The 11,774-nt window shown below is 42.8% G+C and carries 10 protein-coding genes, 2 rRNA genes and 1 other annotated feature (1 of these 13 running past the window's edge); all 12 genes read right to left on the bottom strand.

Annotated features, from left to right (window positions below):
• Positions 1-220, bottom strand: a binding site (T-box leader); it reaches 11 nt to the left of the window's first position.
• Positions 221-222: 2 nt separating this feature from the next.
• Entirely contained in the window at positions 223-1,674 is a 1,452-nt protein-coding gene (gltX, locus tag NZD81_RS20435; RefSeq protein WP_014662519.1) for a glutamate--tRNA ligase, read from the bottom strand.
• Positions 1,675-1,764: 90 nt separating this feature from the next.
• A complete protein-coding gene (gene ispF, locus NZD81_RS20430) occupies positions 1,765-2,241 on the bottom strand; it encodes a 2-C-methyl-D-erythritol 2,4-cyclodiphosphate synthase (protein WP_014475594.1) in 477 nt (158 codons plus the stop codon).
• On the bottom strand, positions 2,234-2,932 hold the full coding sequence (gene ispD, locus NZD81_RS20425) for a 2-C-methyl-D-erythritol 4-phosphate cytidylyltransferase (RefSeq protein WP_134976549.1): 699 nt from the start codon (positions 2,930-2,932) through the stop codon (positions 2,234-2,236). Before ispD ends, ispF begins: the two co-directional genes overlap by 8 nt.
• A 14-nt stretch (positions 2,933-2,946) precedes the next feature.
• Complete coding sequence (locus tag NZD81_RS20420; protein WP_282373902.1) at positions 2,947-4,047, bottom strand: PIN/TRAM domain-containing protein; 1,101 nt, start codon at positions 4,045-4,047, stop codon at positions 2,947-2,949.
• Positions 4,048-4,162: 115 nt separating this feature from the next.
• Positions 4,163-5,245 (bottom strand): DNA integrity scanning diadenylate cyclase DisA, encoded by a 1,083-nt coding sequence (gene disA, locus NZD81_RS20415; protein ID WP_289861118.1) that lies wholly within the window; start codon positions 5,243-5,245, stop codon positions 4,163-4,165.
• Positions 5,246-5,248: 3 nt separating this feature from the next.
• Positions 5,249-6,625, bottom strand: a complete 1,377-nt coding sequence (radA, locus tag NZD81_RS20410) for a DNA repair protein RadA (RefSeq protein WP_015252992.1) — start codon at positions 6,623-6,625, stop codon at positions 5,249-5,251.
• Between the two features lie 91 nt (positions 6,626-6,716).
• Complete coding sequence (gene clpC / locus NZD81_RS20405; RefSeq protein ID WP_282373901.1) at positions 6,717-9,149, bottom strand: ATP-dependent protease ATP-binding subunit ClpC; 2,433 nt, start codon at positions 9,147-9,149, stop codon at positions 6,717-6,719.
• Positions 9,146-10,237: a protein-arginine kinase McsB gene (gene mcsB / locus NZD81_RS20400; protein WP_289861116.1), complete on the bottom strand. Its 1,092-nt coding sequence runs from the start codon at positions 10,235-10,237 to the stop codon at positions 9,146-9,148. Before mcsB ends, clpC begins: the two co-directional genes overlap by 4 nt.
• Positions 10,237-10,794: a protein-arginine kinase activator protein McsA gene (gene mcsA, locus NZD81_RS20395; protein ID WP_041521234.1), complete on the bottom strand. Its 558-nt coding sequence runs from the start codon at positions 10,792-10,794 to the stop codon at positions 10,237-10,239. The genes mcsB and mcsA overlap by 1 nt, the downstream gene beginning before the upstream one ends.
• A 13-nt stretch (positions 10,795-10,807) precedes the next feature.
• Positions 10,808-11,272: a transcriptional regulator CtsR gene (gene ctsR / locus NZD81_RS20390; RefSeq protein ID WP_014662512.1), complete on the bottom strand. Its 465-nt coding sequence runs from the start codon at positions 11,270-11,272 to the stop codon at positions 10,808-10,810.
• Between the two features lie 240 nt (positions 11,273-11,512).
• Positions 11,513-11,628, bottom strand: a 5S ribosomal RNA gene (gene rrf / locus NZD81_RS20385).
• 54 nt (positions 11,629-11,682) lie between these two features.
• Positions 11,683-11,774: ribosomal RNA gene (locus tag NZD81_RS20380) — 23S ribosomal RNA — on the bottom strand; the annotation flags it as partial.

Below are 11,774 nucleotides of genomic sequence, written 5' to 3'. Positions count from 1 at the left end.
TTTAACCGCGCGGTTCCACTCTGTTTGAAAAGCAGACTCCTGCTCTCCCAACTTCAGCCTGTAACGGCGGCGGCCGCCTTTGAATACTGATTTTAAAAAACGTTCTTCAAAGGTCTTAAGGGCGCACTTCTAAAACCCGGCTCATGGATCTCTCTCAGCCAATGAAGATCCTTTCTGTAATGGCCTAAAGCTTTATACTCTTCCCTGTCAACAATCATTTATTTAGATATTTTTCAAACGCTGAATCGCAGTCTCCTTACCGATCAATTCGATTGATTGCGGCAGTTCCGGACCGTGAGTTTGCCCTGTAACAGCAACACGAATCGGCATAAACAGTTTTTTCCCTTTGTGGCCAGTTTCTTTCTGCACTGCTTTGATCGATGCTTTGATATTATCTGGAGTGAACTCCTCAAGCTCTTCAAGCTTCGCAGCGAATGTGCTGAGCACTTCAGGAACCTGCTCCTCTTCCAGAACAGCTTTCGCTTCTTGATTATACTCGATCTCATCCGCAAAGAACAAATCAGTCAGCTCAACAATTTCGGCACCGTAGCTTAATTGCTCATGATACAGGGAAATCAATTTGCGAACCCACTCTTGTTCTTCAGCAGAAAGCTCAGTGCCAACTTTGCCGGCTTTTTGCAAATGCGGAAGCGTCAGTTCAACAACCTGATCAAGATCCAGCTTCTTCACATATTGGTTGTTAACCCATTTTAGCTTATGCATATCAAACAAAGCTGGTGATTTAGATAAACGATTTACATCAAAAATTTCAATAAACTGCTCTTTTGTGAAAAGCTCTTCTTCTCCAACCGGTGACCAGCCTAGCAGCCCGATAAAGTTGAACAGCGCTTCTGGCAAGTAGCCAAGCTCTTTGTACTGCTCGATGAATTGAATAATGGATTCATCACGTTTGCTGAGCTTTTTACGGCTTTCGTTTACAATCAGCGTCATATGTCCGAACTGTGGAATATCCCACCCGAATGCTTGATAGATCATAATCTGTTTCGGTGTGTTAGAAATATGATCCTCACCGCGCAGCACGTGTGTCATTTTCATTAAGTAGTCATCAATAGCTACCGCGAAGTTATAAGTAGGCGTTCCGTCCTTTTTCACAATAACGAAGTCGCCAATGCCATCTGATTCAAAAGAAATTTCGCCTTTTACGATGTCGTTGAAGGCGATGACTTTTCCTTCTGGAACACGGAAACGAATACTCGGCTTTCTGCCTTCAGCAATAAATTTCTCCTGTTCTTCCTGAGTCAGATCTCTGTGTTTCCCAGAATACCGTGGCATTTCTCCGCGGGCAATCTGCTCTTCACGCTCTTTTTCAAGCTCTTCTTCCGTACAGTAGCATTTATAAGCAAGCCCTTTTTCAAGGAGCTCTTCATAGTACACTTTATAGATATCGTTACGCTCTGACTGACGGTATGGGCCGTACTCTCCGCCGACATCCACACTCTCATCCCAGTCAATACCTAGCCACTTCAGATAATTCAGCTGGCTTTGTTCTCCGCCCTCAATATTGCGCTTTTTATCAGTGTCCTCAACACGAATGATAAACTTACCGCCTTGATTGCGAGCAAATAAATAATTAAAAAGCGCCGTTCTGGCATTTCCAATATGCAAATGTCCGGTTGGACTCGGTGCATAACGGACGCGTACTTCGTTTCCCATTTTCAAATACTTCCTTTCATGTCATGTATGGCCTCAGGCAAAAATGTATGAATCTATTCTACCACCAAATAGACCCGGCATCAAAACAAGTTAGCCTTTTTGTATCAGTACAGTCGCCTGAGCCGCTATTCCTTCCGCCCGTCCTGTAAATCCAAGTTTTTCTGTCGTTGTTGCTTTTACATTTACCTGTGAAACCTCTGCCTCAAGGCCTTCAGCGATTCTTTTTCTCATATCTTCTATGTACGGCAGCATCTTCGGCTTTTGCGCTATGATGGTGCAATCAATGTTCCCAAGGACATACCCTTTTTGTTTCACGATTCCCCAAACATGCTGAAGTAATTTGAAAGAGTCTGCGTCCTTGAACTCAGGATCTGTGTCAGGAAAATGCTTGCCAATGTCACCTTCACCCACAGCTCCCAGGCAGGCGTCAGCGACAGTATGCAGCAATACGTCTGCATCAGAATGGCCAAGCAGCCCTTTTTCGTACGGGATTTCAATTCCGCCAATAATTAGAGGACGGCCCTCCACTAATTGATGCACATCAAATCCTTGTCCAATTCTAAACATGTTTATTCCCACTTTCTGATTCCATGATAGCTTCAGCTGACGTCAAATCGTCTGGCGTCGTCAGCTTAATATTTGTATAACTGCCTTCTACAACACGGACCGAACCGCCTTCCATCTGTTCAACGAGGCTGGCGTCATCCGTCCCTAAAAATCCCTTGCGCTCGGCCTCAGCGTGAGCCTCCAACAATAAAGAAAGACGAAAAGCTTGTGGGGTTTGGACAGCCCACAAGCTTGAACGTTCAATCGTCTCGCTGACTTGTAAATCTTGAACGCGTTTAATTGTATCTTTTACCGGGACAGCGAGGATGGCCGCTCCTGTCTGTTCCGCCTCTGCGATCAGTTCGTCAATTTGTTCATGTTTTATAAATGGGCGGGCACCGTCATGTACAAGGACGATCTTTTCTTGCTTTACGGCTTTCAGCCCCTTATAAACACTGTGCTGACGCTCATCTCCGCCTGCAACAAGCTCAATCGATGTTTGAAACGGATAATCGGTCAGCATTTGCTGAAAGTGCTCCCGCTCCTGCTCGTTAATCACCAAGATGATTTTTTCGCACTGCCGGTGGCTGTCAAACACTCTTAACGTGTGTATGATCACCGGGTCTCCTTTCAGCTCAATGAACAGTTTATTTCTCCCTGCCTTCATCCGCTTTCCCTGTCCGGCTGCAGGAATCACCACATCATAACTCATTGTTTTTTCTCCCTTTACAGCGCCTTCTCCAACAGCTTAGGCTTCGCAAAAATCATTCGTCCCGCTGCTGTCTGCAGCACACTTGTGACGAGTACATCAATATGCTTGCCGATATAATTGCGTCCTTCTTCAACGACAATCATCGTACCATCATCCAAGTAGGCAACTCCCTGATTATGCTCTTTCCCATCCTTAATGACCTGAACATTCATTTCCTCGCCAGGAAGCACAACAGGCTTGACCGCATTGGCAAGGTCATTAATGTTTAATACTGCTACCTTCTGAAGCTCGCATACTTTATTTAAATTAAAATCATTCGTCACAACGACCCCGGCTGTCAGCTTCGCAAGTTTGACGAGCTTACTGTCAACCTCCTGAATATCCTCAAAGTCGCCTTCGTAAATTTCAACTTCAATGTCTAATTCTTTCTGAATGCGGTTCAGGATATCAAGACCGCGGCGTCCTCTGTTTCGTTTTAACACATCGGAAGAGTCGGCAATATGCTGCAACTCCTCAAGGACAAACTGCGGAATCACGATAACTCCCTCTAAAAATCCAGTCTGGCAAATATCTGCTATTCTCCCATCAATAATAACACTAGTGTCCAAAATTTTCAGCTTCTTGTCTTGAACCTCATGTTCTTCTTCAGCTGATCCTTTTTTCTTTTGCATTCTGGCGGAAATGGAAAACAGGCTGATCAATTCATCCTTTTTCTTAAAGCCCACCTGGAAGCCGAGATAACCGAGGAAGAAAGCCAAAAATACAGGGATAATTGTGCTGAATATGCGGTAAGGTATATTGTCTAAAGGAATAACATTTACGATAAGATAAGCAATTATAAGTCCAAAAACCAGGCCTAGACTTCCAAATAACAAATCTGGAACCGGCGCTTTTAACAATGAATCCTCTATCCACTTCACCCAGTTCACAACGTATTCTGTACCCCATATACTAATGAGAAAAAAGATAATTGCCCCAATTGCCGCAGACGTATATGCGTTTGTTATTAAAGGTATGTCCTGTATATTTAACAGTACAAACAATTCAGGTATTAGAAATATACCAACAACGCCGCCAAAAATAATGAAGAACGCCTGAACTATTCGTTTTAACATACCCCCACCTCCTTTTTAAACATTTTAATTTCACAAAGTCTTATGCACCCTACGAATATCAGAATAAACAAAAACCAACATTAATATACCCGTATTCACCAGGTTTTAACCGAAATCACAGCTGCCGGTCTAAATAATGCTTCTCTTGCAGGCGTTTTAATCCTTTTTTGATTTTTTGGGCTCGTACTTCACCGATTCCCTCTACTTCATCTAATTCTTCTGCACTCGCCTCAATAATCCTTGGAAGGACTCCAAATGCTTCTACAACATTTTCAACAATTGGCATCGGCAGACGCGGTATCTTATTTAACAGCCTGTATCCTCTAGCCAATACATAATCATCAAGATTAGTAGAAGCAGGATAACCGAGAAGCTTATACACAATGGAATCATCCAGCAGATCATAACTGGACATATCCTGCAGCTCCTTCAAAAGAACAAACGGATCTTTAATCTTTTCTTTTACATAATCCTTAATAAATAAAGCGGCCTCTTCTTCCATATCCGTAATCAATTCAATGACTTGCAGTTTGATCAGATGTCCTTCTGTCCCCAGCTCTTTGATATACATATTAATTTCGTTTTTGATTCTCAACACCATTTCATAACGATGCATGACAGACAAGACATCACTGAAGGTAACAAGCTCCTCAAACTCTAACGCATTCAGTGCATTAATCGTTTTATCGAGGATTGTCTTATATTTTTCAAGTGTTTGAATGGCTTGGTTCGCCTTGGTTAAAATAAATCCTATGTCCTTTAGTGTATACTTCATGTTTTCCTGATATAACGTTATGACATTTCTTCTTTCAGAAATAGCGATCACAAGACAGCCGGTTTGCTTAGCTACTCTTTCGGCAGTTCTGTGCCGCATTCCTGTTTCTGATGAAGCAATTGTGGCATCCGGCATCAGCTGTGTATTCGCATATAGGATCTTTTGACCCGAATCACTTAAAATGATTGCGCCATCCATTTTAGCCAGCTCATACAAATGCGCCGGAGAAAAAGCCGTGTTGATGTGAAACCCTCCATCCACCACTCCTTTTACTTTATCATTATATCCAACAACGATCAGACCGCCTGTATTTGCTCTCAAGACGTTCTCCATCCCCGCTCTGAGCGGTGTACCCGGAGCAACAAACTGCAATATAGATGACAAGTCTAACTCGTGTTTCGCCCCTTTTTTCTCTTTTTCCATCTATTATCCTCCTAATGAAGTACGAAGCGCCTCTGCAACATTTGCTACTCCGATAACCTCAATCCCTTTTGGTTTTGTCCATCCATCCAGATTAGCCGCGGGTATGATCATGCGTTTAAAACCAAGCTTTGCCGCTTCTTTCACACGCTGTTCAATTCTTGAAACCCGTCGCACTTCTCCGGTTAATCCCACTTCTCCAATAAAACAATCTGCAGGATTTGGAGGTGTGTCTCTAAAGCTTGATGCGATACTGATCGCAATGGCAAGATCAATTGCCGGTTCATCAAGCTTAACGCCGCCAGCCACTTTCAAATAAGCATCCTGATTTTGCAGCAGCAGCCCCACTCTTTTTTCTAATACAGCCATTAACAGAGAAACCCTGTTGTGGTCTATTCCCGTTGCCATACGCCTTGGGTTTCCAAAGCTTGTTGGCGAGATGAGCGCCTGAATTTCAACGAGAATCGGTCTAGTGCCCTCCATAGAAGCAGTGATACTCGAGCCCGCGGAACCCGCAGAGCGTTCCTCTAAGAAAATTTCTGAAGGATTCAAAACCTCAGTGAGCCCCTCTTCCCGCATTTCAAATATGCCCATTTCGTTTGTAGATCCGAAACGGTTTTTTACAGCCCGCAAAATGCGGAAAGTATGGTGGCGTTCTCCTTCAAAATATAAAACAGTGTCAACCATATGCTCCAACAGTCTCGGCCCTGCAATAGACCCTTCTTTCGTCACGTGTCCCACGATAAAAATCGGGATACCTTTTGTTTTTGCAATTTTCATTAGCTCAGCGGTACATTCTCTGACCTGTGAAACGCTGCCCGGTGCCGATGTGATATCGCTTTGGTATACCGTTTGAATAGAGTCAACAACGACAAACGCTGGATTCATCTCTTGTATAGCAGACGAAATATACTCCATATCGGTTTCAGATAAAACATGCAGTGACGGATTATTGATGCCGAGGCGGTCAGCTCGAAGCTTCGTTTGCTTTACAGATTCTTCTCCCGAAATATACAGAACACTGTTTGATGAGCCTGATAATTGAGCGGAAACCTGCAGTAATAACGTTGACTTTCCGATACCAGGATCACCGCCGATTAAAACGAGGGAGCCTTTAACGACACCTCCGCCGAGTACTCTGTTAAACTCGCCAAGCTGGGTTTTAACGCGGGGTTCTTCTGATGTTTCGATTGATGTAATAGGTGAAGGTTTCTGTACAGTTTGAACAGAATGAGAAAAAGCCGCTCTCCGATTGGCCGGTGCTTTTTTAATCATTTCTTCAACCATTGTATTCCAAGCACCGCAGCCCGGACATTTCCCCATCCATTTTGGAGACTCGTAGCCGCAGGATTGGCAGATGAATTTCGATTTTGTTTTAGCCATATATAGTGTAAGACCTCTCCCTTGTTCTATTTCTTGATATGAAAGTGAGGCATACACTTACATGCTGTATGCCTCACTTCTGTCTTCTATATTAATTCGTTTTAGCAGTCGTTTTTACGACAAATTTGCCATCTTCTACATCAAGAACAATATGCTGTCCTTTATGAATATTTCCTCTGAGGAGTTCTTCAGATAAACGATCCTCTACGTGTTTTTGGATCGCTCTTCTTAACGGACGGGCTCCGTACTCCAGATCAACGCCCTCTTCCGCGACTTTCGCTTTTGCAGCATTAGTCAATTCGATAGAAAGATCCTGTTCTTTCAGGCGTTTCGTCAATTGATCAGACATTAATGACACGATTTCAGTAAGATGTTTTTTCTCAAGTGAATGGAAGACGATGATTTCATCGATGCGGTTGATGAACTCAGGTCTAAACGCCCGTTTCAATTCACCCATCACTTTATCTTTCATGTCTTTATGATTTTGAGTCTCATCCTGAACGTTAAAGCCGACATATTTATTGCGTTTCAGCTCACTTGCTCCGACGTTTGATGTCATGATCAAAATGGTATTGCGGAAATCGACTGTACGTCCTTTAGAATCAGTCAATCGACCGTCTTCAAGAACTTGCAGAAGGATATTGAAGACATCAGGGTGCGCTTTCTCAATCTCATCAAGAAGCACGACAGAGTAAGGTTTTCTTCTGACTTTCTCAGTCAATTGACCGCCTTCATCGTATCCCACGTATCCCGGAGGTGAACCGACAAGTCTTGAAGTTGAGTGTTTTTCCATGTATTCAGACATGTCTATTCTGATCATGGATTCTTCATCGCCAAAAATGGATTCAGCAAGTGCTCGCGCAAGCTCTGTTTTACCTACACCTGTAGGGCCTAAGAAAATGAATGAGCCAATTGGGCGTTTAGGATCTTTTAACCCTGCTCTCGCACGTCTGACGGCTTTTGCAACAGCTACAACCGCTTCATCCTGGCCGATGACACGAGAGTGAAGAATGTTTTCCATATTGAGAAGCTTATCAGTTTCAGTTTGGGCGATTTTAGATACAGGCACACCGGTCCAGCTGGATACAACCATCGCAATATCATCCACAGTAACCTCTGAGTTTTCCTGCCCTTGCTTCTCTTTCCATGATTTCTTCGTATCCTCTACTTGCTCGCGCAGGCGCTGCTCAGTATCACGCAAGGAAGCAGCTTTTTCAAACTCTTGGCTTTGCACTGCTGCATCCTTCTCTTTACGAACCTCATCAAGCTTCTGCTCAAGCTCTTTTAAGTTAGGAGGCGTTGTAAAGGAGCGCAGTCTCACCTTTGAACCAGCTTCATCGATTAAGTCAATGGCTTTATCCGGAAGGAAGCGGTCAGAAATATATCTGTCAGAAAGCTTAACCGCAGCTTCAATGGCATCATCAGTGATAGAAACACGGTGGTGGGCTTCGTATCTGTCACGAAGACCTTGTAAAATTTGAATACTTTCATCGACAGATGGCTGATCAACTTGGATCGGCTGAAAACGGCGTTCCAGTGCTGCGTCTTTTTCAATATATTTACGGTACTCATCAAGAGTCGTTGCTCCAATACATTGGAGCTCACCGCGAGCAAGTGAAGGTTTTAAGATATTAGATGCATCGATTGCACCTTCTGCTCCGCCTGCCCCGATTAATGTATGGAGCTCATCGATGAATAGAATGATATTTCCTGCCTGGCGAATTTCATCCATGACCTTTTTCAGGCGATCCTCAAATTCTCCGCGATATTTTGTGCCGGCAACAACCGTTCCCATGTCTAATGTCATCACACGTTTATCACGTAAGATTTCGGGTACTTCATTATTGATAATTTGCTGTGCCAAACCTTCTGCGATAGCCGTTTTACCAACACCTGGTTCACCAATGAGAACAGGGTTGTTTTTCGTTCTGCGGCTTAACACTTCAATGACACGCTGGATTTCCTTGCTTCTGCCGATTACAGGATCAAGACTGTCTTCCTTCGCAATAGCAGTCAAGTCTCTTGCCAAGCTATCAAGCGTAGGCGTATTCGCATTGCTGTTTGTTCCTGCCGCTGATGATCCTGTTTCATTGCTTCCAAGAAGCTGGAGCACCTGCTGTCTTGCTTTATTTAAGCTGACACCGAGATTATTCAAAACTCTCGCGGCAACACCTTCTCCTTCACGAATCAGGCCAAGAAGAATATGTTCTGTTCCGACATAAGAATGACCGAGTTTTCTTGCTTCATCCATCGAAAGTTCAATGACTTTTTTAGCTCTAGGAGTATAATGAATCGTTTGAGACATTTCCTGCCCGCGCCCGATCAAACTTTCTACTTCTTTCTGAATTTTATCTGAACCGAGTCCAAGCGCTTGAAGAGCTTTGGCAGCAATGCCCTCTCCTTCTCTTACCAGTCCTAATAAAATATGCTCAGTGCCAATATTATTATGACCTAAACGAAGTGCTTCTTCCTGTGCTAGCGCCAGTACTTTTTGAGCCCGTTCTGTAAATCTTCCAAACATCATATCGATTCATCCTCCTGTCTTTTCCCATTCATTTCTAAGTGAAGCCGTTCTCTTATGAGAGCCGCTCTTCGAATGTCCCTTTCGTTCGGACGCAAAGCGCCTCCCGAGTACTGCTGTAAAAAACCTGGCTGCGTCAAAATCATTAGTTCGTTAAGTATGTTGCTTGAAAGTCCTTTTATAATGCCTAGGTCTATGCCTAACCGAACATCTGAAAGGCACTTTGCAGTTTCTTTAGATTCTATCATCCGGCAATTAGACAAGACCCCATAAGACCGATATACCCGATCCTCAAGTTCAATTTTAGAAGTTTGATAAATCGCTTCTCGGGCAGATCGCTCTTGTTCAATCAGCTGGGCAGCAACACTGTTAAGATCATCTACAATATCCTGCTCGGACTTACCAAGCGTGATCTGATTTGAAATTTGAAAGATATTCCCTACTGCTTCGCTGCCTTCCCCATAAATTCCTCTAACAACTAAGCCTAATTGATTAATTGCCGGTATAATTCGATTTATTTGCCTAGTTAAAACCAGCGCCGGCAGATGCATCATGACTGAAGCCCTTAAACCTGTACCTACGTTTGTAGGACAGCTGGTTAAGTACCCTCTCTGCTCATTGAATGCATAATCAACTTTTTCTTCAATCCAGTCATCGATCTGGTTCGCGGCTTTCATTGCTTCTAGAAGCTGAAATCCAGGGAAAAGACATTGTATTCTAATATGATCCTCTTCATTTAGCATGACGCTTACTTCCTCATTTTCAGAAAGCAAACAGCCGCCAAAAGGAGACTCTGTCAAATTCGGACTGATTAGATGCTTTTCAACAAGTACACGCTTTTCTAAAGGCTGTGCATCATTCATTCTAATCAAAACGAATTTGCCGATTCCAGGAATTTCTTGCTCTGAAAACTGATCTTCAAATTGCTGTATGATGGATGAGGCTTCTTCATTGGAATACCGCGTAGGGAACCGAATATGTTCAAAGTTCCTTGCTAAACGTATACGGCTGCTGAGTACAATGTCACTTTCAGGTCCTTTCTGCTTCATCCAACTGCTTAGTGCGTCCTGAATAAAATGCTTTAGCGACATTACCCCTGTTCCTCCTCACTATCTGTACTTTTGAGTGATTGTTCCAAAGAACGAATTTGATCTCTCACATGAGCTGCGTTTTCAAATTCTTCTTGATGGATTAAGGATTCTAATTCTTTTTTCAGCATATCAATCTGCCGTCTGACATGAAGATTGCCGCCAATTCGTTTCGGTATCTTCCCTGCATGCACAGTGTTTCCGCTGTGCACTTTACGTAGGATAGGTGTTATGTTGTTATGGAATGTTTTGTAACATTCAGAACATCCAAAGCGGCCAATTTTTCTGAATTGCTGAAACGTCATTCCGCATTTCGGACAAGCAGATATTTGCTCCGAGTGACTGAACATTTGAGTCCCTGCATTTTGAAATGAAGAATCCATGTTCAGCAAACCCGAAAGTAAATTATGAATAGAGAAACCTTGATTTGCACTTATACCATATGAATCACTATTTTCTTTGGCACATTGTTCACAAATATGAACTTCTATTTTTTCTCCGTTAACAACCTTTGTAAAGTGAAAAGTGGCTGGTCTCTCGTGGCACTCTTGACAAATCAATCTTTTCACCCGCTTATTTTAATTTTAAAGCAGTCAGCATAGCCTTCATCATTCTTGCTCTTAATTCATCACGTTCAGGCAAGTCAATGTGTAAAACTGAGCGGTCCATTACGCTGACCATCATTTTTGCTTCTCTTTCTGAAATCACCTTGTCTTCTAATAGCCTTAAAATAATGTCATCAGAGGCTGCTTGAGACAAATGGGTACTAATTTGAGAAATAATATTATTGATCAGGACAACTTCATTGTTCATTTTAATTTTAATGATTCTGATGTAACCGCCGCCCCCGCGTTTGCTCTCAACAATATATCCTCTTTCGCTTGTAAACCTGGTGTTGATGACATAATTTATTTGGGAAGGAACGCATTGAAATTTATCTGCAATTTCACTTCGCTTAATCTCTAAAATTTCCTTGCCATTTTGATCTAACACTCGTTTTAAATATTGTTCAATGATGTCAGAAATATTATGTCCCACTCAACCCCCTCCTTTACTGACTTTGACTATATTTGACTTTAATCTTACTATAAGCCGTTTCTCAGGAATTTTCAACTTTCTCGCTCTATCCTTTATTATTTCCATTTTCCCGGCCCATAAAACCTGAATGCTGATTTAAAATTCGGTATAAAGTTATTATATTATACAGTTAAGTGGAATTTTATGATACCAATAAAACAGAACACAAAAAACCCAACTCAATGAGTTGGGTTTAAACTTGCTTGGCGGCGTCCTACTCTCACAGGGGGAAACCCCCGACTACCATCGGCGCTGAAGAGCTTAACTTCCGTGTTCGGTATGGGAACGGGTGTGACCTCTTCGCTATCGCCACCAAACAAATTGAGAGTGTTCTCTCAAAACTAGATAACAGGTATGACATCATTCAAAATGTGGTTAAGTCCTCGATCGATTAGTATCTGTCAGCTCCATGTGTCGCCACACTTCCACCTCAGACCTATCAACCTGATCATCTTTCAGGGAT

The organism is Bacillus sp. B.PNR1 (genome assembly GCF_030386235.1).
Lineage (GTDB): Bacteria > Bacillota > Bacilli > Bacillales > Bacillaceae > Bacillus > Bacillus stercoris.
This window is presented reverse-complemented; position numbering and strand designations above follow the sequence as displayed.